Below are 22,595 nucleotides of genomic sequence, written 5' to 3' on the forward strand. Positions count from 1 at the left end.
GTTTTTTGATTGAATGCTTAACTTAATAGCATGCGCTTATCTCAATGGCTAAAACCATTATTAAAGCGCAATTATTCTATATCCACGTAATCTCTAAGCATTTGATTCAGAGAGTTTCTTGGATATGCATCATTCAAAATAAACAACGGAAAGCATGGCTATGTGTACAGATGTGAATATCAATTATGGTTGCAACAACCAAACCTTATCCGCTAGAACCATGGAGTTTGCAGTTAACCTTCAGACCGAGATTTGGTTTAGAGCCCAACAAACTTACCAAATTACGACCTTTACTTCCGACGAAAAAGCCGACCGTGTTTTTAATGGTCAGCCGCCACAACGTCACAGTAAAGAATGTGAGTTTAAAGCAAGTTGGAAGGGAAAATTAAGCTTCATCCACTGCAACGGCATTACCCGATATAATAACCCTCTTTTAACAGCTGATGGCATTAATGAATCCGGCCTTTCTGTTGGGTCACTGTACTTGCCCATTCTCAATCAAAATGTATCGACCTCTCACATCCCTGATGATGCCTTTGCATTAGGCAGCGGCCTGTTTGGTACTTTTATCTTGTCTACGTTTAATACTGTGGACGAGATGGTGAAGTACTTCACTACTCACCCCGTTTACGTGTTTAACTCGACCATTTCAACTGGTGAAAAAGAGAGTGAAAACATGACGTTGGACCAGCATTTCGTGATTCACGATGCAAATAATGACAGTGCAGTCATTGAGTTTCTTAACGGTAATATGCATATCTATCGAGCATTTAAAGAAAGCGATATGTTCAGCAAAGAGGAAAATCAGCAAGCACGCTATCAATGTACCGAATATGACTTTGATGATTATAAAGTGGTTGTGGACCACTCCTACGTAGGAGTAATGACTAACTGCCCAAATTACCATTGGCATGTCAATCACCTCTCTTATTTTTCCAATTTGCGCAACTACAACCCAGAACCGAACAATGAAGTAGCCATGCAACGTCATGTCCAAGTGCCTGGCCCACTTCAATCAATCAATGGCGCTGGCTTGATGGGCCTACCCGCCGACCCAACACCGCCGTCTCGATTTGTACAAACTTATGCAATTAAGCAGTTAAGCGAACAACCAACTAACTTCGACGAGGCCTTCTCACTCGGACAAAAGCTACTTAATCGCGTTGATATACCTTTGGGCATCATGGCGAATGAGTTTGAGACATCCGATAACCCTGAAGTCTTTTTTAGTGATATCACCCAATGGAGCGTTATTAGACATAACAGTCATCAGTCACCCGCGTTCTATCTGCGTACTTACGGAGACATGACTTGGCGAGTAGCCAATGTCAAAGACTATATTGGATTAAATAGAGACTGTCAGATTTCAAGCGTTTTACAGCTCATGCCAGTTACAACATCATTACCGTTTGAACAAGTCGAATCTCGACCAACTATTAAAATCGCTTAGAGTTAATTTTGAAGCGCAAACAAATGAGAAGCAAAAAGCCCCGCTTTCTAAGCGGGGCTTTTAAAAGACAAACTGCTAAATTCACTATTCTTAATTTATCTGGAACTAAACAAGATAATCGCTATAAAGCTAATAAAAAAGCCAGAGTAAGAAATCAATCTCACTCTGGCTCATAGCTGCATATAGTATAGTTTTATCCGCTATAGATATAACGTATGGTTACTTTTACACTTGTTACATTCAGTCGATTTACTCTTTACCGAACACGTTGTTCTCTTGTTCTTGAACGCGGATGAATGTAGTACGCTTGGTTAGCTCTTTAAGCTTTGCTGCACCCACGTATGTACAAGTTGAGCGAACGCCACCAAGGATGTCTTGAATAGTGCCGTGAACGCTGCCACGGTATGGCAATAACACGGTTTTGCCTTCGGCTGCGCGGTAACCAGCAACACCACCTGAGTGCTTCTCCATCGCGCTCTTCGACGACATTCCATAGAACTTCATGAACTTCTCGCCGTCTTTCTCGATCACTTCGCCGCCTGACTCTTCGTGGCCCGCTAACATGCCGCCTAGCATAACAAAGTCCGCACCGCCGCCGAATGCTTTGGATACATCACCTGCGCATGAGCAACCGCCGTCACCGATGATCATGCCACCAAGGCCGTGCGCTGCATCGCCACACTCGATGATTGCAGAAAGCTGCGGGTAACCAACACCCGTTTTTACACGAGTTGTACAAACTGAGCCAGGGCCAATGCCTACTTTCACGATGTCTGCACCAGCGAGGATCAACTCTTCACACATATCACCAGTAACCACGTTACCCGCAGAAATCACCTTGTCTGGGAACTCTGCTCGCACGCGTTCAACATACTCGACTAAATGCTCTGAGTAACCATTTGCAATGTCGATACAGATGAAAATAAATTCATCTGAAAGCGCCATAATATCTTTGGTTTTTTGGAAGTCTGCGTCAGATGTTCCCGTAGACACCATTACGTTATTCAGGGTTGCTTTATCAGCTGATTTAGCAAACTCAGCCCAATCTTCTACCGTGTAATGTTTGTGAACAGCAGTCATTACACCATGCTCAGCTAGCGCTTTAGCCATTGCAAAGCTACCAACCGAATCCATGTTTGCTGCGATTACAGGCACACCAGACCATTGACGACCACTATGCTTGAATGTAAAATCGCGGGTTAAATTTACTTGAGAACGGCTCTTAAGGGTAGAACGTTTCGGGCGAAACAGTACATCTTTAAAACCTAACTTAAGTTCTTGTTCGATACGCATTGTGTAATTCCTTGATTCATATGTATATGTGTCATCTCAGAGTGCGTAGTGATTTCGTTGGCAGACGAGTTCACTGTTCTTCGGACACAAAAAAACCGGAGCGTTGGCAGACGCTCCGGTTTTCAGCATTATAGGCTGTGATTTATTTCCTACAAGTCTGATATTTGAATTTTTTTTGTGATACCATCTTGATAATCGCATATCAAAAACACTCCTCAAGTCGTTATTTTTTCTCATTATTTATAATTATCAACAACTTAAGAAAACGTTTAAGTTAACCTATTGCGCAAACCTTTGCGTCATACCTTTAAAATGAAAACGCATCACCTCTCAAATCTGCCTAAAACTCAATCACCTAATACTAAGATGCGCTGCTAATTCGGAAAAAGTACTCCAAAAAAATCGATCATTTTTTCATAGTGATGGGCGAGATCTAGCTACGTCCTATCGATTTGTTGAGTAATAGCGGTACGAAGTGTGCCTATAACATCACTTGCCAAAAGACCAACTTGACCATGCTGACTCACGTTTATATCCGCAGCATGACTGTGGAGTACCACACCTAAACGTGCCGCAACGGAAATGGGTAACCCTTTAGCTAGCAACGCACCAATAACACCAGATAGCACATCTCCCATTCCGCCCGTCGCCATTCCGGCGTTACCCGCTAGGCAGACGTACATTCTCGTTCCATCGTAAATAAGCGTTCCCGCACCTTTTAAAACCACCACACCGCCATAACGCTCTTGCAGTTGTCTTGCAGCAGAATATCGGTCATTTTCTATTTGTTGAGTGGTCACATTTAATAGTCGAGCTGCCTCTCCAGGATGCGGCGTGATCACTCGCTGGTTGTCGCACACCAAAGTGCCATCACATCGTTGGCTTAGCATCGCTAGAATATTGAGCCCATCAGCATCAACAACTTTAGGTTTCTGTTCTTGAGCCAGATATTGATAGGCTTGATAAGCCCACTCATCATCACCAAAACCTGGACCAAACACCAATACTTCAGCCCAGCGAATGCGTTTGGTTAAGTCATTCTCAGTATCCCTGAGTAAGTCGGCGGTGATGCTTTGGCTCATTACTTCTGGGCAGCCAATCTGTAGCGGAACAAGGCTACTCGGGTGAGTAATTGCGGCAGTTAAACCCGCTCCGGATCTAACCGCTGCGGAGGAGCATAAACGAATCGCTCCTGACATACCTTGGTTACCACCGACACAAAGTAGTTTGCCATTGTCACCTTTGTGTGCTGTCGGGTTTGGCTTGGGCATTAACCTTGAAACAACCTGATGATCAATACCTAGTGCACTTTCTACTTCGATAGAAGCAAACTCAACATTTACACCCAACCCACAAAAGTGGAGTTCACCAACTCGATCTCTCGCTTGTCCGGTGCACAAGCCTTGCTTAACACCAATGAAGGTTACAGTATGCTCAGCATGAATGGCATCGCCTAAAATAGCACCTGTATTTGCACACAACCCGGAAGGAATATCGACTGCAATCACTGGGGTGTGAATTTGATTGATTTGCTCAATGTAGCGACGGTACTCCGAACGAACCTCACCACTTAGACCAGTGCCTAACATGGCATCAATGATCACATCGGCTTCTAGCAATGCGGTATTCCACTCATCCCAATCATTGTTAACACCATCGATGGACTGCCAATCTTGATATGCGCGTAAAGCATCACCTTTGAGCGCAGTCACATCACCAAGTTGGAAAACCTGTACATTGAGTTGCGCTTGTTTAGCAAGCGAGGCAAATACGTATCCGTCACCACCATTATTCCCTTTGCCACAAATGACTAAGATATTTTTTGATTTGGGATATAAGTGTAAAAAACGCTCATACACAGCCATACCTGCGCGTTGCATTAGGCTATACATAGAAACACCAGCCATTTGCGCTGCCAGCGTTTCACCGTTTTTTACTTGTTCTGCGGTGTAGAGTTTTAGGGCGAGATTAAAGTCCATCTTCACGTTCTGCGCATTAGGAAACACAATTATAAGTATACAAAAAAGCCAAGGCGAACCTTGGCTTTTGAGAAAGTTTTTTATCGCTACTGACTCTGAGACATCAATGCTTCAGCCGTCGCGTCTTGTATAGATAAAAACAACGAATTGATTTTCCCAGTCGGGGTACGCATGGGGTTCAGCGTAACGTTCTGGTACATAAACTCCGCTTGCTGAGTAACAGGGCGTACGTTACGGCAACGGAACAAGTAAGGACGCTGGCGCCACGTAATAAAGCTGCGGCAACCTAAATCATACACGGGCTTTGTTTTTAACTTAAACCATTCCTGCGGGATTTCAGGGAAGATATCAAAGATAGAACGACCAATTGCATCATGAGATTGCAAACCACTGTGATGAGTCATAAACCCATTCCACACTTGCACATTATAATCTCGGTCAATGACGACGAGCCCCATGTCGACGTTTTGCACCATGTCGACCATCCAATGGAATTGTTCAAACTCTGCTGGCATATTCAACATTAGAACTCCTCCATTAGATATGACAGTTTGTTATCGAGCAGCGGCAAAGATTCATCGACGAACATAAACAATAAATCACAACGGATTGACGTTCCCTCAATGTTGTAGCTCACCTCGAATGTCATGGTGCGGCTGAATGCGCCCGTCGTAGACTCAATGATCGAATCAATTGATATATGCTGACCAAGAAGCACTGGAGGGCTTTGGAAGAATCGCACTTCAGATTGTTCGCCCAAGCCATTTAAGAATGACCCCACCAAGATATTGGAAATATCCATGAGCAGCTCAAGCTCTTCCAGTTCGTCGCTATCAGCTGGCACTTTCATCAACTTCTTGAGATCCGATACGCTCGAATCGCTCAAAATCACCAGCGCTTCACCCGCAATACCTTCGCCACAAAAGCCCTGACAAACGCCCGATACGTTATCATGCGACGCTAAGTCACGGAGAGCCATGTGTAGTTCACTCACTTCGAAGATATTAACGTTCGGGAGCGGTAATTGCACAAACACATCAAAATGACGCGCCAATGCATCTGCGGCTCGACCAATAGAGACGTTCGCCACTTCCATATAAATATCGCGACGACGTAAAATCGGTAACTCAATAGAAACAGGCGTGATAATTTGAGGACGAGGCTCTGGCTCAACCAACTCTTTAAGCGCATTCTTGAGTTCATCTTTGGCGATCGGTTTTTGAATAAACGCTTTTGCACCCAGTGCGAACACGCGCTCTTTCGCTTTAGGTTGGATATCCCCCGACACCACAACCACCGGAGTTGTATTCCCTAACCGCTGCATGTTTTCTAGTGTTTCAAAGCCATCCATTTCTGGCATGGTCAAATCAAGAAACATCAATTTAAACTCGTTCTTTTCGAGTTCTTCTAGCGCATTTTTTCCGTGGATAGCAAACGTAATATCGGCATTCAATGTGGCTGGTAGTGATCTCGCCATCTGTTTGCGTGCTAACGCTGAATCATCACAGATGAGTACGGGAAAAGACATTCAATCACCTTTTTATATTCCACAATCTGCGCCGGAGTCTAACAGATTGTTACAGCATGTAATACGAGAAAACTGACGAGTTTTTATTTCTTTTTTATTCAATAAGCATACGCAATATGAATGGATGAGTGAACAAAATGGCGAAAAAGCAAACATCCCATTCGCTGTTTAGTGACATGAAACAAACATGGATAAAACGCCTCCATTAAAAATAAGCACAAAGTTGCATTTTAAATTAAAAATCCGTTTTTACTTACACTCTATCCGCTCAGTATGAGTGCTGGGGAAATCGGTATCACGTAGCAATAAAAAAGCACCCTTTCATAGGGTGCCTTGAATAATGTATTCATCAATAACGTGTCACTTCTATGGCACACCGTGACCTTTCGAAGCCACCCATACGCGATACCATTGCTCTCGAGTCAATTCGATACTCAGCGCATTTACTGCCGTTTGCACACGCTCAATCTTACCAGAGCCAATGATTGGAATTGGGTTAGATGGCAAACGGCGTACCCAAGCGTAAATCACTTGGTCAATGCTAGTCGCGCCCACTTCTTCGCGAATCGCTTCTAATTCGTTGCGAACACGAACGGCTTGCTCACTGTCACCACTGAAGATAGAGCCTCCACCGAAGCAAGACCAAGCCATTGGGCGCGTACGCAGCATTTGCATTTGATCAAGCGTTCCATCATGTGCAACTTCAAAATTAAGCGGGTTGATTTCCACTTGGTTAGTCACAAGAGGCTTACCTAAACGGGATTGCAACAATTCAAACTGACGTGGAGTAAAGTTAGATACACCAAAGTGCTTCACTTTACCCACTTTGTGTAGCTCTGAGAATGCTTCAGCCACTTCATCGGCATCCATTAACACGTCAGGGCGATGGATTAAAAGCACATCGATTTCGTCCACATTCAAACGCTCAAGCGAGTTATTCACCGATTGGTAGATGTGAGCGGAACTCGTATCGTAGTGATTGATCTTACGCTCTGGTGTTTTATCTCCACACAGATTGATATCACACTTTGTGACGATTTGAACCTGCTCTCGCACGCTCTTATCGAGAGCAAGTGCTTCACCAAACAACTTCTCACACTCGTAATTACCGTATATGTCTGCGTGATCGACCGTGGTAATGCCTAACTCAATATGTTGCTTGAGGAATGACAAGCGCTCTTGAGCAGTCATGCCCCAATCAACTGCACGCCAATATCCTTGAACCAGTTCTGAGAACTCAGGTCCTTTTGGTGCAGTTACAACTTTTGCAACCATGGTTTTTCTCCTTCAATTGATCTGCATTCATCGTAGTCTTGTTTTCACATCGGCTCAACGGGTAAACTTTGGCAATTCGAACTGGAGTACGAAATATGTCTTTTGCCCAACGCCTAGCCACCTTGATCGGAGAAGAAAGCATCAGCGGATTTGCACGACGCGTTGATGTGTCTGAAGCTTTAATACGCAAATATTTAAAAGGCAGTGAACCTAGCCTAACGAAAGCAAATCAAATTGCGATGCGAGCCAACTGCTCTCTTGAATGGTTAGCGACCGGATGTGGTTATTTATATCGCCGCGCTGAAGTCGTAGATATGGATGCGTACAAACTTGCATTTCAACACGTTATGAATCAGCCGTTGCCAGATGAGGCAGAAGAACTGCACCGGAATCTCATCGCTGGCTATCAATACCTGCGTGCGCACAAAAAATCGGATGGATTTTTAGACGAGTCTGCGATGGCGACCTTCCTATCTCTCCATAAAGAATCTAAAAACGAGTCACTTTAACATCGATAATTTCGCCATCGCTGTGCAATTCCACATTTAAAGACGGTGATGGCGTCGCAAACTCGTCCGGCTTTACCCAAAGTAAGCTTCGAATCGTTTCTTGCGGATAGCGGTTTATCAACAAGATAACTTCTTTATCGACAAGCTCAGAAGATTTCTTTTCCAGCGCTTCAACGACGTCATAGTGCTCTTGTCCGATAGTTATACTACGTAAAACCAACCCGTCTTTTCTTAAATTGAGGATTAAGTCATTGAGACTTTGCCATTGATATTCGGTCAAAAAAGAGAACAGAGCACTGTCCTTTCCCAAAACAACTTCACCATACAGATGCTGCTGATAGTACGAAAAATCGTCCAAACAAAATGTGCTGAAATACGTTGAAGCATCTTGCTGCTGCACGTCACAGCGATACCAGCTTCCCTTTGTTTCTATACGCTCTTTTAAATTGGAGTACGGCATTGCAGACAACGTGTCCTGCCACCAACTCTGGGTTGAAAATGCTGGAAACGTTACCGAAAAACAACATAAAGAAAACAGGACTCGAGGATAAAAGCGCATGAATTACTCTGGTTGATTAACATCGACCCCAGACATTACCGACTAGTAGAAATTGTTCAAGATAAAAATAGTGGCAAGTAGTGCGGAAAGTCGTACAGCAGAAATTAAGAAGGCGCACATTTGCGTGCGCCTCTACCTCGTTACTCAATCGTGAGTGTGCGAATCGGAGATGTCTATTGATGCATCCCGAACATAAAACGAGGACTTACCGTAGGGTTTGAATCCATCCAAATTGTGTGTAAAACCTCACATCCCTCCTTCTGAAGCAGTCATGTTGCTTTACACCTAAAGCATGGTTCATTTTGCTCAAAAAACAAGTTTTTTATCCCAAATTATGAGAGCAATAGCACAGTCTTGGTGAATGAATGATATCGCGACACTTCGAACACTCAATAGTGAAAAGCTAAATTGCATCTTTATTGATTAGGTCTAGACTCTGCGAAGCGTATACTTTCTCGCGTCCCTTCCACCAGCAATAGGAGAACTTGTTAATGACCAAACGAGAGAGAATTGTGAAATCTGTGTTAGCGCACGTACCGAAAGATGCGATTAACCAGTTTGTCTCTCGAGGGTCCACACCATTTTCTGTCCTGATTATGGCCGCAATCGTTGGCACACTAGCTGGTTTTGTCGGCACTTACTTCGAACTTGCGGTTCATTTTGTTTCTGAAACCCGTACCGAATGGCTAAGAAGCGAAATCGGTAGCGTACTTCCTCTTTGGCTTGCTGCTGTACTGATCAGTGCTCTACTTGCTTTTGTTGGTTACTTTCTTGTTCACCGCTTTGCTCCAGAGGCAGCGGGATCAGGCATACCAGAAATAGAAGGCGCGATGGACAACATTCGTCCAGTACGTTGGTGGCGAGTTCTACCTGTTAAATTCTTCGGCGGCATGGGTGCACTTGGCTCCGGAATGGTACTTGGTCGCGAAGGCCCAACGGTGCAAATGGGCGGCGCAGTTGGTCGAATGGTGACCGATATTTTCCGTGTGAAAGATGACGATACTCGTCATTCCCTACTCGCTTCAGGTGCCGCTGGTGGTTTGGCTGCCGCCTTTAATGCCCCACTCGCTGGCATTATGTTCGTTGTGGAGGAAATGCGACCTCAATTTCGCTATTCTCTGATCTCAATTCGCGCGGTGATCATCTCTGCTATTATGGCCAACATTGTGTTTCGCGCCATCAACGGGCAAGACGCTGTCATCACAATGCCGCAATATCACTCTCCAGAGCTTCAGTCCCTTTGGTTATTTTTATTGCTTGGCGCATTGTTTGGCGTATTCGGAGTGATCTTCAATAAATTGATTACCGTGGCACAAGACAGTTTTGTCGCAATTCACAAAAACGATCGTAAACGCTATTTAATCGTGGGTTCACTACTTGGTGGCATTTTTGGTCTGCTTCTCTTATACGTGCCACAGCTAACTGGCGGTGGCATCGGCCTTATTCCTGATATTACCAATGGCAACTACTCGGTATCCGTTTTAGTTCTGCTTTTCTTTGGTCGCGTCATCACGACGTTGCTATGCTTTGGCTCTGGTGCGCCGGGTGGTATCTTTGCACCGATGCTTGCTCTGGGGACCTTGTTTGGCTATGCATTCGGAGCGAGTGCTGATGTGTTGCTTCCTACGCTTGATATCGAACCTGGCGTATTTGCTATTGCGGGCATGGGGGCCCTGTTTGCTGCAACGGTACGCGCACCGATCACGGGCATTTTGTTGGTGATTGAAATGACCAATAACTACTACTTAATTCTACCACTTATCATTACTTGTTTAGGTGCCGTGATTATTGCTCAGTTGTTTGGCGGACAACCGATTTACAGCCAGTTGCTACATCGTACAATCAAAAACGATAAGTTACGTCAGCAGGATCTTCCTGAAAACCAGTCGACATAATTCTCGCTTTGTTATTATTTCGCTCCAAACTATCGAAGGGTTTGGAGCGATAAACTCTACATTTTTACATCCTTTCCCAAATATTCGATACCAAACTCACAAAAATACCATTCTCTGATATTTCCTCACCACCTTTCATGAGTAAGCACTCTCTAAACTTGCTAGTATTCGCTACTCAAATAGAGCATTTCATCCAAATCATCACGTTTCGTTTCATTCAGGCAAAAATCAAATGGAGTAGATTTGAACTGGAGAAGACTTGTGCAGTTTTATAGCGTTCCGCCGTCTCAAGCCGCGTTAGCGCTAGGTATGATAGGTTTAGGACAAGCTTGGGCACTCTATGTCCCTGAAATTGGTGAACCAATACGCCCATTTTTAGCGTCACTCGGCGCGCTTTTACTCGCCCCTGTGCTGATAAAATATGCCACGAATCCACGATTATTTATGGTCGACATTCGTCACCCATTGAGCGGTAGCTTAATGGCACCCATGAGTATGGCGTTACTGATCCTTGCAGATTATCTTGCTTCTGTAGCGCCAATCATTGCTTATCCACTCTGGTTTATGGCACTTTTGCTGCATTTTACTATGATGGTACTGTTTTTTAGCTTTCAGCTAATGAACTTCAAAATGTCGAATATCGTACCTAGTTGGTTTCTCTATCCAGTGGGACTGATCAGCAGCTCATTAGCAGGCTCCCAATTGGGTCACAACCTATTCTCTGAAACCTTAGCGATGATGTGCATTGGCATTTATTTCTTTATGTTACCGCTGGTGCTCTATCGTTTGGTGTTTTTCGGATCTCTACCGAGACGAGCCAGGCCGACCCTCGCAATTATGGCCGCACCGGTAAACTTGTCATTGGCGGCATACTTGGTGAACTTTCCCCTTCCCGATCCGATACTGACGGGCGCATTAGCAGGGATTGCTATCACAATGACGTTATTGATCTACCTGTGTTACTTCCGCTTACTTCGATTGAAGTTTCAACCTTCTATCGCGGCGGTAACCTTTCCTTCCGTGATCAGTGCCATTGCGATGCACCGCTTAACCTCCTTTTTTGCCGAAGCGCACCCACGTTGGCATTGGCTACACGATTTTGGCTTTTTAGAGCTCAGCATTGCGACTGTGTTGGTGGTTTGGGTATCGGCAGGTTACATCAAAATGTATTGGCCAGAAATCGTTAAGTCGCCCTCTAAACAAGCTTAAAAAACGGCCTCATCTGAGGCCGCTGTTTATCTCTATCAATAAGACATCAACCCGCAAACTTCGCCATGAAGTTCCCAATGTTAGTCAAACTCGATGCCGCCATTACGATAACAATCGCTGCTCCAGTTAGCGTTAAGTACATTGGGTGTTGGTAGTCACCGACGATATCTTTGCGTTTTGTCGCAACCAATACAGTGCCCAAAACGATAGGAAGAATAATGCTGTTCACTAGGCCCGCTAGCATCAAAAGAAGAATTGGCATGTCCATGGTTACCGTGCCTAGCGAGGTTAGGATAATGAAACCAACACACCACGCTTTCTCGTTTCGCGCCACAACTGGGAAAAGCGTCTTAATTAATGAGATAGCCATGTAAGAGTTGCCAACCACAGACGTGATGGAAGCTACAAACAGTACTAAGCCAAAGATGAAGTAACCAAGCTGGCCAGCACCTTGACGGAAAGCATCCGCCGCAGGGTTAGCCGTATCCAGCGTTGCGCCTGTCGCGATAACGCCAAACACTGCCAAAAACAGTAGGATTCGAATAACCACCGCAATAGAAATACCAGCCCACGCTGTTGAGGTGATGGAAGGCACGTTCTCTTTGCCTTTCAAGCCGATGTCTACTAGGCGTTGTGCACCCGTGTAGTAACCGCCAACTGCGCCGCCAACGATAGTCAACGTAGGCAGAAGCAAACTACCAACATCCATAGGCATCACCGCTGCACTTAGTGTCTCTCCCATCGGAGGTAAGCTCGTCATAGCCACGTATGCGATCAGAACGATCATGAACAAGCCAAGGTAGCGGGCCATTTGGTCCATTCGTTTGGAGGCGTTATGAACCACAAACAACAAACAGCCAACGACACCGGTAAACAGTGCGCCCCATGTTGTGTCCACGCCCGTTAGCACATTGATGCCTAACGCTGCGCCACTCACGTTGCCAAAGTTAAACGCCACTGCACCAAGCGCAAGGAGAATACCAACACCATAACCCATGCCGGGTGCCACTTTGTTCGCAATGTCTTGGATTCGCATGCCAGAAACGCCGACAATACGCCACAAGTTCATCACAATACCAAACGTGATAAAAATGGAAGCCAAAACTGGAAATGCCATGTCGACTTTGTAGATATTTGTGAAGACTGCGGTTTGAGTTAAAAAGCCGGGACCCACAGAGGTTGTCGCCATCAAAAAAGCGACACTGAGCATGGCTTTCTTTTGCCAACTGCTTTCTGTAACTGGAGCTGAAATAGAGGAGGTGCTGATAGTGCTTTGTGTAGTCATGCCGAGTCCCAAATTTGTTGTCTTTCTATTATTAGAAAAAAGAAAGACAACTGACCGAGATCAGCTGAACTTAGAGAAATATCTCTTTTTAAAACAAACGATTACAAGTTGTAGTCGTTCATTGGGCGCATATATTAAGAGCAACGAATGTGACTGTCAATACACAATTGCATAATTACTATTTATTGCGACTCACTTGACTATGATTTGGATATAAAAGATATAAAAAAGGATGGCAACTCGCCATCCTCTCTCAATTTTATTTGTCGATTTGATTAACGCAGGCCATGCAGAAATTCAGCACGGGTCGCTGGGTTGCTCTTAAAAATACCACCTAACGCTGTAGTCGTGGTTTCACTGGTGGCATCCATCACACCGCGTGATTTCACACAGTAATGCGTCGCGTCGATAGTCACCGCTACATCGTCAGACTCAAGCAATGTTTGCAAAGCAACAAGGATTTGCTGGGTCATACGCTCTTGAACTTGAGGGCGTTGCGCAAAGAAACGAACAATACGGTTGATCTTAGACAAGCCAATGATCTTACCGCGAGGAATATAAGCAACAGCGGCTTTTCCGTCGATTGTCACAAGATGGTGTTCGCACGTACTGGTTACAGTAATGTCTTTCACGCGAACCATTTCGCTCACGTTCATCTTGTTTTCGATAACGGTGATCTTGGGGAAGTTGGAGTAATCCAAACCAGAGAAAATCTCGTCCACGTACATTTTTGCAATGCGGTGTGGCGTTTCCTCTAAGCTATCATCCGTAAGGTCGAGCTGAAGCAGACCAAGAATCTCACGCATGTGGTATTCAATCTTTTCCTTCTTCTCTTCACGGCTAACGGCATTAGGGCGCATTGGTGTTTCTAACCCGCGTTGCTCTAGCGCTTCTTTCACTAACTTTGCTGACTCGCTAAGACCTGACATTCCACTTCCTCTTTTGTAACTACCACTCTCGGTGTGAAATACAATTGCCGTGTTTTCATCCCGTAGCGTTAAAGTCGCTCAGTCCGATGTTTATAACGCCAAGGCACATAACAAGAATACACTGAGCTATTTTCTCATGCTCCGTAGGAACTTTACCCCTTTCGGATGGGTGACAAGGATACTCGGATTTTTGAATAATTACACCCATATTTTATAGGTGGACATTCTTACTCGGTCCCCTTTTATGGTAGAGTTGCCACAAAACAAAAGAACATAGGATTATCTCAATGGGCTGCTGCGATGCACCTGGCTTGATGCCAATTGAAGAAGCGATGGATAAGATGCTATCGCGAATCAAACCTATCCAAACGACACTTTCTCTTCCTCTTGCTGACGCTCTGGGCTTTGTGCTGGCTGAAGACATTTTATCGCCAATTCACGTGCCCCCTTTCGACAATTCAGCAATGGACGGTTATGCCATTCGTATTCAAGACCTAGAAGTGTCTACTGTGTTGCCTCTGGCAGGTAAATCCTTCGCTGGTCAGCCTTTTGAAGGTGAATGGCCGGCAGGCACTTGTGTTCGAATCATGACTGGCGCGAAAATTCCGGAAGGCTGTGATGCCGTTATCATGCAAGAAAATACGGAAGTGACCGACGCTGGTATTCAGTTCAACCAAACGGATGTGAAGCCGCAAAATAACATCCGCCCTACGGGTGACGACATCAAGCAAGGCGATATCGTATTGGCAAAAGGCGCGCGCCTAACACCACGCGATATTCCAATGATTGCCTCTCTTGGTGTCAGCCATGTCACCGTCGTGCGTAAGCCAAAGGTGGCATTTTTCTCCACAGGTGATGAACTTAAACCATTGGGTGAGCCACTCAAGGCGGGTCAAATCTACGACAGTAATCGTTACGGTATTAAGCCGCTGATCGAAAACTTTGGCTGTGAAGCGATTGATCTTGGCATTATCCCTGACTGCCCAGAGACACTAAAAGCAACATTCGAAAAAGCACAAACTCTCGCGGATGTAGTTGTAACGTCTGGCGGCGTCAGCGTTGGTGAAGCAGATTACACCAAAGACATTCTTGAAGAACTTGGAGAAATCGGTTTCTGGAAACTGGCAATCAAGCCGGGTAAACCTTTCGCATTTGGCAAGTTAAGTACTGCTTGGTTCTGTGGGCTACCAGGTAACCCTGTATCTGCGGTGCTAACCATGTACGTACTTGTTCAACCAATGTTGGCTAAATTGGCTGGCCACACTGAATGGAAAGCACCTGAGTCTATCCCTGCTACGACTAAAACCGCATTTAAGAAAGCGCCGGGACGTACAGACTACCAACGCGGTATCTATACTCTAGAAAACGGTAAATTTGTCGTTGAAACCACTGGCAACCAAAGTTCAGGAGCCTTTCGCTCAATGAGTTTGGCAAACTGCTTTGTTGTGTTGGAACGTGAGCGTGGCCGTGTGGAAGTTGGCGAAACGGTTCAAATCCAACTGTTTAACTCAACGTTATACTAGGAACGTACCGTGGATATTCTTTCCGATCAGGAGATGCTGCGCTATAACCGCCAGATCATTCTTCGTCAGTTCGATTTCGAAGGGCAAGAAGCACTCAAACAAAGCTCGGTGCTTATTTTGGGTGCTGGCGGTTTGGGTTGCGCTTCTAGCCAATACCTTGCCACGGCTGGTGTTGGCAATATTACGTTTATCGATGACGATATTGTTGAACTCTCCAATTTACAACGCCAAGTATTGCACCACGACGCCGATATTGGCCGTAAAAAGGTTGACTCCGCGGCGGATGCGTTGCGGGAACTTAATCCTCATATCGAAGTAAATACCGTTGCTAAACGCCTTGACGACATTCAGCTTCAGGCTTTGATTGAACAACACACTGTGGTGGTCGATGCTTCAGATAACGTCGACACTCGCAATCAACTCAACCGACTCTGCTTTGCAACAAAAACACCGCTTATTTCTGGTGCAGCCATTCGTATGGAAGGCCAAGTGAGTGTGTTTACGTACGACGACCCAACTCAACCGTGCTATCAGTGTTTGAGCGCGCTATTCGGCAGCAGTGCATTAAGTTGCGTTGAAGCTGGCGTCATGGCGCCTGTTGTGGGTATTGTTGGCGCTGTACAAGCGATGGAAACCATCAAGGTGATTGCAAATTACGGCCAACCCAAAAAAGGGAAGATCCTCATTCTCGATGCGTTTAGCATGTCCTGGCGGGAAATGAATTTGATGAAAATGCCGACCTGCCCTGTTTGTGGCTAAGTAACGCTGTCAGCTTATCAATGAAGATTCTCAAAAAGCTCAACGTAACGTTGAGCTTTTTCTTATTCTGAGATTCATATTTCGAACCAAATAACGTACCGATATAAAATTCATTATAAACAGTAAGTTAAAAACTGGCACATTCCTTTCATTGCATATCATACAAACCAATGAGAGGGCGAATCATGAAAAGGACATCACTATTACTTGGATCTCTGTTCGCAAGCGCATACGTAAGCGCAGCGCCATTCGACACTTGTCCGAGCAAAGCATATTTATTCCAATCGACCCCAGTGCAAGTTTACGGCGTTAATCTGGTTACCGGATCAACCAAGTTACTGACCGACGATGTGGGCTTAGCATCAGGTATTAACGGCGTCGGTTTCAACTTCACTGATCGATACATCTATGGTTACGATACAACCAACTTGAAAATCGTACGTTTAGGCCAGGACTTTCAAGCAGAAACTCTCAACGTACAAGGGCTTCCTAGCCATACGTTTTTTGTCGGTGACGTGTACAACCACGTATACTACTTGTATCGCAAAGGTAAAGGGCTGTTTTCCATTGATCTGTCGCCGTTAGATACGGACCCAAATGCTACCTTAACCCTGAATAAAATCACATCAAATGCAAGCGTGAGTTTAACCGACTTTGCGTTCCACCCTGGCGACGGTGCGCTCTATGGTATCGATAATGGGTCTGGCGTATTGTATAAATTCGATACAAAAACAGGCCAAGCAACCGCGATCGGCAATACAGGGGAAACGGGTACCTTTGGTGCAGGCTACTTTGATGTAAACGGAAACTACTACGTATCGCGTAACCAGGACGGCAAAATTTATCGCGTCGACTTATCAGAAAATAATGCCGCCAATATCGCTGCGGGCATTGTTCCTGCTGTAGAGTTTGTGTCTAACGGTCCAAGTTCCAGCCAAAATGACGGTGCCCGATGCGCGAACGCTCCTGTTATTGACGAAGACGAGCCAATTGACTTTGGTGACGCACCTGACACTTACGCTACCTTGCTCTCTTCTAACGGACCACGCCACGCTGTTGATGGTGTAACTTGGCTTGGCACAATTGCGCCAGATGGTGATGCCGATGGACAAGTGGCTCCGTCTGGAGATAACAAAGTTGGTACAGCAGATGAAGATGGCGTCGGCTTTGTTGCCGCACTCGACCCAGGGTTAAGTTCACTAGTGAGCGTAACTGCATCAACATCCGGCTACTTGTCAGCTTGGTTTGACTGGAACCGAGATGGTGACTTTGCTGACGAAGGTGAGCAAGTATTCACCGATGAGTTACTCTCTGCAGGCAGCAATACGCTTCCATTTGTCGTCTCTGAACTGGCAACCGCAGGTCCTAGCTGGAGCCGATTCCGCTTTAGCCAACAAACTGGTCTGAACTTTGATGGCGGATCAACATCAGGTGAAGTAGAAGATTACCCAATCACAATCACTGAAAACGGCGTATCCGTACAGCACTTCCCAAGTGCCGATTCCTACGCAACGGTCGCGTATGAAGACAACTGGCCTTACACCGCTGACTACGACATGAATGACGTAGTCATTAAGTTCCGTATGACTGAAACACGTATGGACGGCACGGTGGAAAATATCCAAATTAGCGGAGATCTGGCCGCCTATGGGGCTGGCTATAAAAATGGCTTTGCTATTCGTCTACCTGGCGTTTCGAAAGCAAGCATTGAAAACGGCTTAACAAAGCTAACGTTTAATGGCAAAGAACAACCGACCAACGGTCTAGAAGCGATATCAGAAGAAGCCATCTTCATTATCAGTGACGACCTCAGTCAGTATGCGCAAAGTCAATGTGCGTATTTTCGAACCCAAACGGGTTGTAATGATAACGTCGCGTTGTCTTTCACACTGACCATCTACTTTAAGGAAGGAGCCGACCGCTCAGCGCTACAGGCCATGCCTTATGACCCATTTATCTTTGCCACCCCCAATACATATCACGGCGATGGCATCACCTTTCAACCAGGTAGAAAATGGGAAGTACATTTGCCAGACCAAGCACCAACTGAGCAGTTTGATGACGCAAACCTATATGGCGTGGGCGTAGACGCAAGTGACCCGGCTCGAGGCGTGTACTTCAAAACAGCGAACAACCTCCCTTGGGCATTGCTTATTGTCGAAGAGTGGAATTGGCCGCTAGAGAAAGTTGACTTAGTTGACGCTTACCCAGAGTTTGCCACCTACGCCGAGTCTGGTGGGCGAGAAGGAGCAAACTGGCATACCCAACCTAAAGCAAACAAACGTTACATTCCATAGGAGAAGCATCATGAAAAACTTAATCACAATCATCATGGGATTAGCGTTAACAGCCTGCGGCGGTGGCGGTGGCGGCGGTGGAGACAAAAGCAACGATAGCGCTACTCCACCTCCAGCTCAAACTACCGTTATTGTTGAAGAGCCAAGCATGCAAAATTTAGACGTACCAGATGGGTTCGATTATGACCCAAGGTTAGAAAGCTCACTTGCGGTAGATATTAGTGGTTACTCTTTACAGCGCGCACATCTGAGCATTTATAAGGAGTACCGTGAAGATGCGTCTGGAACCTACCAAGCGAAATATTCGAGCAATGTTGCTTCTGCTGCGCTGACGAGTGGGAAAGCTAACTTAGACTTCTCCACCTCGGATAGCCAAGGTAACCTGTTAATCGAAATTTGGTTCTACGATGGCTCAGAACCTCTGCAAAAAGTCGTCTCAACCGGAAATACGACATGGCGCATGTAAGATGCTCTATTGGTGAGCATTGATACTCGGGACTGGCGCAAGCCACAGGTTTTAAGACAAAATCGCATCGTTCTTTGAACATGCGATTTTTTTGTTGTAAAACAAAATGATTACTTGAAACAATAGCAATGGAGCGCAAATTGGATAATCCCAAAACCTATATGTTGGTCTTCAGCGGTTTCATTGCCCTACTTGTGCTCTTGTTGCTCATTAAGCAGACGGATGAGAACACGGTTTCAGCCACCGTCATTAGCAACACTTTAACTCAGTCCCTTGATGGTCAACGTCGGTACCTCACTATTAATTCACCTGAGATAGAGCAACAACGAGTGACGGTTCCAGTGTCCGCATCTTGTCCAGTGGGCTCTATTGCGTTGTTCCACCAAGCATCCCGCTCAAGTCTTGACTCATCCCTTTCATTCATTCGCTGTGAGTAAAGCTACTGTGCGGACTTCCCAAATCAGAAGGATTTAACCATGCAAGCATTGATCGATGCCAAAGAACTTCATGCTTTATTAGACCAACCAAATGTAAAACTTCTAGACGCGAGTATTCGTTTTCAAATTCCTTCCGAAGGGAAAAAGATCACCAATAAGTGGATTCCAGGCTCATTGCGTTTCGACTACGACAATGACTTTTGTCTCCCAGGTACCAATCTCCCTCATATGATGCCAACAGAAGAAGGATTTAATCACAGCGCTCAGAAACTTGGCCTGAACAACGAAGACCTTATTGTTGTTTATGACAACTCAGGAACACTCGCCTCTCCGCGCGCATGGTGGATGTTTAAGGCAATAGGACACGATAATGTCAAAGTGCTTAATGGTGGCCTCCCGGCTTGGATTGAGGCTGGACTGCCTGTCACGGATGTCTTGTCAGAAGCTAAGCAGCTTGGAAACTTTACCGGGAAATTAAATAAACATGCTTTTTTGGACGCAAATGCAATATTAGAGTACTCAAACAATTGCAGTGCAAACATTGTTGACGCTCGCTCACGTGCACGTTTTTTAGGCGAGGTACCAGAGCCAAGAGAAGGACTGCGTTCTGGTCATATTCCTAATTCTGTTTGCCTCCCTTTCCAAACATTGTTGAGTAATGGCTTTATAAAGGCAGACTCGGAATTGAAACAAGCATTTAGTGCACTAACGTTATATAATGATAAATCAATCATTTTCAGTTGTGGCTCAGGTGTAACGGCCTGTATTTTGCTGCTAGCAGCATACCAGTTAGGTTGGCGTGATTTATCGGTCTATGACGGGTCATGGACAGAATGGGGCGCAGACCACTCATTACCCATTACTCGCTAATCTAGGAGCTATCGAAGCGGCATGGTCAGGTTAAAGAAGAACATTTGGACACTATACATGGCGCTACTTACGATAAGTGCCGTGCTGTTCGTGTTGTTTGGCCGCTACCATTATGAGTCAACCCTGAATAAGTACAAAGATAAGCAGCTCCTACAATTGGAGCTGTTTGCCTCTTCTGTCGAATCACTTCTGAAAGGACAAGAATCGTTACTTGAAGTCATTGGTCATCAGTTGGTCGAGAGAAATGACTTTACTCGTACAGCAGCAGTTCAAACTCGCCCGATGCTGGACAAACTACTCAGTATCCATCCGGCGATTATTGGGTTCGGCCTAACTAACCCCGATGGAGACTACATCGCCGTAAGCTCCAATTTGATCTTGGCAAAGCTGCATAATCTAAAACAAGATCCACTGACTCGTGATACCTTTTTGGCAGCGCTCAACTCCGACCGAATGATTATAGGTCGAACGTATTTTATGCCAGCTCAAGATTCACTTGTAATTCCGATCCGAAAAGCAATTCCAAATAAAGATGGTGTTGTACAAGCAGTGATGACAGCTGGCTTTAATATGAATTCATCTTCGGTTTTTCGTAACGACATCCATGCTAATGAGCACAATCGGGTCACATTGATCCGCAGTGATGGCTACCTTACTTTTAGCTCGTCAGAAGATACAACCCTAGAAGATTACCTAAAACCTGCCAATGATTTAGATATAAAAGCCGTTATGGCTCAAATAACAAAAGATTCAGGCTGGGATATGGCGCAACTAAAAGAGCTCACACGAGCGCTCAATATTGTTGTCGACAATTCTCGCCTGAGTGAGTTAATCACATTGAGATACCTTCCTGATTATCATCTTTGGGCCTCTTCCTCGACAGATTTGAATTTTATTAAGCGCGGATTTTACGAACAGTTTGCACTGTACTCGATTGTTTTTCTTATCGTCCAAGGTGCTTTTTACGCTTTATTCCGCTCCATTGCGAACAATGAACATAAAACAAAACTGCGTTTGCTCTATCAAGCGAACCACGATCATCTCACTGGATTACCAAACCGAGAGTACCTACGCGCAAACATTCGACATTGGCTTTCAGGGAAAGGGAATCCTTTTTCTTTGATGTTTATCGATATTGATAATTTCAAATCAGTCAACGACACACATGGTCATGACTTTGGCGACGAAGTTCTAAAACAAATATCTATCCGCTTAAACACCTTTGTTAACGATGGCCGATTAATCATCCGTGAAGCCAGTGACGAGTTTATTTTTCTAACAAATCGAATTGATGAAGTAAGCGTTAAAAGACTAGCGAGCGACTTAATAAAGGCGCTATCAGAACCCTACGAAGTCAATGACAGTCAGTTTCTGCTCAGTTGCAGTATTGGTATTGCCTGCTATCCACACCATGGTGAAACATTAGATGAACTGCTCCTGTCAGCCGATATTGCGATGTATCAAGCGAAAAAACAACGCAACGTATACAGCCTGTTCAATCAACAGATGCAAGCTACACATCTGCGTAAAATGAAAATTGAGCAACGCCTGAGGCTCGCGATAGATAAGCAAGCGCTTCATATGGTTTATCAACCTCAGTTAAACCTAGAAGGCGATATCTATGGTGTCGAAGCGCTTATTCGTTGGAGTGATGATGAGCTCGGCTTAGTCCCACCAAGTGAATTTATTCCCGTCGCAGAAAGCACTGGGTTGATGGTTCGTATTGGTGAACAAATCATTGAAAATAGCCTGACAGATATGGCTAAACTGACTGGTAATATTGATACATCTATCCAGATATCTATTAACATCTCGGTCAAACAGTTTGTTCACGCCAAATTCATTACTAATCTTATGAATGCTATTGAGAAACGCGGCATCGAATGTTCAAAGATTACCCTAGAGATCACCGAAAACCTGTTTATTGAAGATCTTGAAAAGTTCGCACCAATTTGCGAGCGCTTGCATGCTCTTGGCTTTAAAATCTCGCTCGATGATTTCGGGACTGGCTACTCTTCATTAAGCATGTTGCGTACGCTACCTATTGACGAGGTGAAGATTGACAAGAGCTTTGTCGATCACATTGAGCATGACAAAAAAGCGCTGAATATGGTTAAGAATATCATTTCTATCGGCAAAAACTTTGAAATGAAAGTACTAGCTGAAGGAGTAGAGACGCTGCAACAACTGAATGAGTTAAAAGCTTGCGGTTGTGATTTGATTCAGGGCTACTTCTACTCTAAACCTTTATCGCTTGAAGACTTGATCGCTTTTACGAAGCAGAACCAAAGCAAAGAAACCGTAGTTGAATAACTACGATCGCTTTGCTTAG

At 45.0% G+C, this 22,595-nt stretch carries 19 protein-coding genes; 11 read left to right on the forward strand and 8 right to left on the reverse strand.

What is annotated here, in order from left to right:
• Positions 1-154 precede the first annotated feature (154 nt).
• Positions 155-1,450: a linear amide C-N hydrolase gene (locus VEA_RS17380; RefSeq protein WP_244265469.1), complete on the forward strand. Its 1,296-nt coding sequence runs from the start codon at positions 155-157 to the stop codon at positions 1,448-1,450.
• A gap of 249 nt (positions 1,451-1,699) precedes the next feature.
• On the opposite strand, the gene VEA_RS17385 is transcribed toward VEA_RS17380, so the two are convergent.
• The 5 genes from VEA_RS17385 to VEA_RS17405 form a co-directional block, all read right to left on the reverse strand.
• On the reverse strand, positions 1,700-2,743 hold the full coding sequence (locus VEA_RS17385) for a GMP reductase (RefSeq protein ID WP_005396079.1): 1,044 nt from the start codon (positions 2,741-2,743) through the stop codon (positions 1,700-1,702).
• 437 nt (positions 2,744-3,180) lie between these two features.
• Positions 3,181-4,722 (reverse strand): NAD(P)H-hydrate dehydratase, encoded by a 1,542-nt coding sequence (locus tag VEA_RS17390; protein WP_006741120.1) that lies wholly within the window; start codon positions 4,720-4,722, stop codon positions 3,181-3,183.
• A gap of 86 nt (positions 4,723-4,808) precedes the next feature.
• Positions 4,809-5,246 carry a PAS domain-containing protein gene (locus VEA_RS17395; RefSeq protein ID WP_005396081.1) on the reverse strand — a complete coding sequence of 146 codons (438 nt, stop codon included), beginning with the start codon at positions 5,244-5,246 and terminating at the stop codon, positions 4,809-4,811.
• The gene (locus VEA_RS17400) at positions 5,246-6,250 is read right to left on the reverse strand and encodes a response regulator (protein ID WP_006741121.1); all 1,005 of its coding nucleotides are present in this window, start codon (positions 6,248-6,250) and stop codon (positions 5,246-5,248) included. Before VEA_RS17400 ends, VEA_RS17395 begins: the two co-directional genes overlap by 1 nt.
• Positions 6,251-6,616: 366 nt before the next feature.
• Complete coding sequence (locus VEA_RS17405; protein WP_006741122.1) at positions 6,617-7,525, reverse strand: aldo/keto reductase; 909 nt, start codon at positions 7,523-7,525, stop codon at positions 6,617-6,619.
• Between the two features lie 95 nt (positions 7,526-7,620).
• Here VEA_RS17405 and VEA_RS17410 point away from each other — a divergent pair, with 95 nt between their 5' ends.
• Positions 7,621-8,034, forward strand: coding sequence for a helix-turn-helix domain-containing protein (locus VEA_RS17410; RefSeq protein WP_006741123.1), 414 nt, complete (start codon positions 7,621-7,623; stop codon positions 8,032-8,034).
• Here VEA_RS17410 and VEA_RS17415 read toward each other — a convergent pair.
• Positions 8,015-8,494 carry a hypothetical protein gene (locus tag VEA_RS17415; protein ID WP_006741124.1) on the reverse strand — a complete coding sequence of 160 codons (480 nt, stop codon included), beginning with the start codon at positions 8,492-8,494 and terminating at the stop codon, positions 8,015-8,017. The genes VEA_RS17410 and VEA_RS17415 overlap by 20 nt on opposite strands.
• Before the next feature lie 590 nt (positions 8,495-9,084).
• On the opposite strand from VEA_RS17415, the gene clcA reads away from it, so the two are divergent.
• Complete coding sequence (clcA, locus tag VEA_RS17420) at positions 9,085-10,488, forward strand: H(+)/Cl(-) exchange transporter ClcA (RefSeq protein ID WP_005396086.1); 1,404 nt, start codon at positions 9,085-9,087, stop codon at positions 10,486-10,488.
• Positions 10,489-10,731: 243 nt separating this feature from the next.
• On the forward strand, positions 10,732-11,697 hold the full coding sequence (locus VEA_RS17425; RefSeq protein ID WP_081442399.1) for a TDT family transporter: 966 nt from the start codon (positions 10,732-10,734) through the stop codon (positions 11,695-11,697).
• A gap of 46 nt (positions 11,698-11,743) precedes the next feature.
• Here the strand turns inward: VEA_RS17425 and VEA_RS17430 are convergent, their stop codons facing one another.
• The gene (locus VEA_RS17430; RefSeq protein WP_006741126.1) at positions 11,744-12,982 is read right to left on the reverse strand and encodes an NRAMP family divalent metal transporter; all 1,239 of its coding nucleotides are present in this window, start codon (positions 12,980-12,982) and stop codon (positions 11,744-11,746) included.
• A 275-nt stretch (positions 12,983-13,257) separates the two neighbouring features.
• Entirely contained in the window at positions 13,258-13,911 is a 654-nt protein-coding gene (gene folE / locus VEA_RS17435) for a GTP cyclohydrolase I FolE (protein WP_006741127.1), read from the reverse strand.
• Between the two features lie 287 nt (positions 13,912-14,198).
• Between folE and moeA the strand changes: the two genes are divergently transcribed.
• The 7 genes from moeA (at position 14,199) to VEA_RS17470 (ending at position 22,576) form a co-directional block, all read left to right on the forward strand.
• The gene (gene moeA / locus VEA_RS17440) at positions 14,199-15,434 is read left to right on the forward strand and encodes a molybdopterin molybdotransferase MoeA (protein ID WP_006741128.1); all 1,236 of its coding nucleotides are present in this window, start codon (positions 14,199-14,201) and stop codon (positions 15,432-15,434) included.
• 9 nt (positions 15,435-15,443) lie between these two features.
• Positions 15,444-16,193, forward strand: coding sequence for a molybdopterin-synthase adenylyltransferase MoeB (gene moeB / locus VEA_RS17445; RefSeq protein ID WP_006741129.1), 750 nt, complete (start codon positions 15,444-15,446; stop codon positions 16,191-16,193).
• Positions 16,194-16,378: 185 nt separating this feature from the next.
• Positions 16,379-18,490 (forward strand): LruC domain-containing protein, encoded by a 2,112-nt coding sequence (locus tag VEA_RS17450; protein WP_006741130.1) that lies wholly within the window; start codon positions 16,379-16,381, stop codon positions 18,488-18,490.
• Positions 18,491-18,500: 10 nt separating this feature from the next.
• Positions 18,501-18,956 carry a hypothetical protein gene (locus tag VEA_RS17455; protein ID WP_006741131.1) on the forward strand — a complete coding sequence of 152 codons (456 nt, stop codon included), beginning with the start codon at positions 18,501-18,503 and terminating at the stop codon, positions 18,954-18,956.
• Between the two features lie 140 nt (positions 18,957-19,096).
• Positions 19,097-19,393 carry a hypothetical protein gene (locus VEA_RS17460; RefSeq protein ID WP_006741132.1) on the forward strand — a complete coding sequence of 99 codons (297 nt, stop codon included), beginning with the start codon at positions 19,097-19,099 and terminating at the stop codon, positions 19,391-19,393.
• 39 nt (positions 19,394-19,432) lie between these two features.
• Positions 19,433-20,263, forward strand: a complete 831-nt coding sequence (locus VEA_RS17465) for a sulfurtransferase (RefSeq protein WP_006741133.1) — start codon at positions 19,433-19,435, stop codon at positions 20,261-20,263.
• A 21-nt stretch (positions 20,264-20,284) separates the two neighbouring features.
• The gene (locus VEA_RS17470) at positions 20,285-22,576 is read left to right on the forward strand and encodes a bifunctional diguanylate cyclase/phosphodiesterase (RefSeq protein ID WP_012842356.1); all 2,292 of its coding nucleotides are present in this window, start codon (positions 20,285-20,287) and stop codon (positions 22,574-22,576) included.
• Positions 22,577-22,595 lie beyond the last annotated feature (19 nt).

Origin of the sequence: Vibrio antiquarius, from assembly GCF_000024825.1 — a bacterium.
GTDB classification, from domain to species: domain Bacteria; phylum Pseudomonadota; class Gammaproteobacteria; order Enterobacterales; family Vibrionaceae; genus Vibrio; species Vibrio diabolicus.

Excerpts from the sequence above, each read along its gene's own strand:
- VEA_RS17400 (WP_006741121.1), bottom strand. The coding sequence starts at position 6,250 with ATGTCTTTTCCCGTACTCATCTGTGATGATTCAGCGTTAGCACGCAAA.
- VEA_RS17430 (WP_006741126.1), bottom strand. The coding sequence starts at position 12,982 with ATGACTACACAAAGCACTATCAGCACCTCCTCTATTTCAGCTCCAGTT.
- VEA_RS17395 (WP_005396081.1), bottom strand. The coding sequence starts at position 5,246 with ATGTTGAATATGCCAGCAGAGTTTGAACAATTCCATTGGATGGTCGAC.
- VEA_RS17465 (WP_006741133.1), top strand. The coding sequence starts at position 19,433 with ATGCAAGCATTGATCGATGCCAAAGAACTTCATGCTTTATTAGACCAA.
- VEA_RS17380 (WP_244265469.1), top strand. The coding sequence starts at position 155 with ATGGCTATGTGTACAGATGTGAATATCAATTATGGTTGCAACAACCAA.
- VEA_RS17415 (WP_006741124.1), bottom strand. The coding sequence starts at position 8,494 with ATGCCGTACTCCAATTTAAAAGAGCGTATAGAAACAAAGGGAAGCTGG.
- VEA_RS17410 (WP_006741123.1), top strand. The coding sequence starts at position 7,621 with ATGTCTTTTGCCCAACGCCTAGCCACCTTGATCGGAGAAGAAAGCATC.
- moeA (WP_006741128.1), top strand. The coding sequence starts at position 14,199 with ATGGGCTGCTGCGATGCACCTGGCTTGATGCCAATTGAAGAAGCGATG.
- VEA_RS17450 (WP_006741130.1), top strand. The coding sequence starts at position 16,379 with ATGAAAAGGACATCACTATTACTTGGATCTCTGTTCGCAAGCGCATAC.
- VEA_RS17390 (WP_006741120.1), bottom strand. The coding sequence starts at position 4,722 with ATGGACTTTAATCTCGCCCTAAAACTCTACACCGCAGAACAAGTAAAA.
- clcA (WP_005396086.1), top strand. The coding sequence starts at position 9,085 with ATGACCAAACGAGAGAGAATTGTGAAATCTGTGTTAGCGCACGTACCG.
- VEA_RS17385 (WP_005396079.1), bottom strand. The coding sequence starts at position 2,743 with ATGCGTATCGAACAAGAACTTAAGTTAGGTTTTAAAGATGTACTGTTT.
- folE (WP_006741127.1), bottom strand. The coding sequence starts at position 13,911 with ATGTCAGGTCTTAGCGAGTCAGCAAAGTTAGTGAAAGAAGCGCTAGAG.
- VEA_RS17455 (WP_006741131.1), top strand. The coding sequence starts at position 18,501 with ATGAAAAACTTAATCACAATCATCATGGGATTAGCGTTAACAGCCTGC.
- VEA_RS17405 (WP_006741122.1), bottom strand. The coding sequence starts at position 7,525 with ATGGTTGCAAAAGTTGTAACTGCACCAAAAGGACCTGAGTTCTCAGAA.
- VEA_RS17470 (WP_012842356.1), top strand. The coding sequence starts at position 20,285 with ATGGTCAGGTTAAAGAAGAACATTTGGACACTATACATGGCGCTACTT.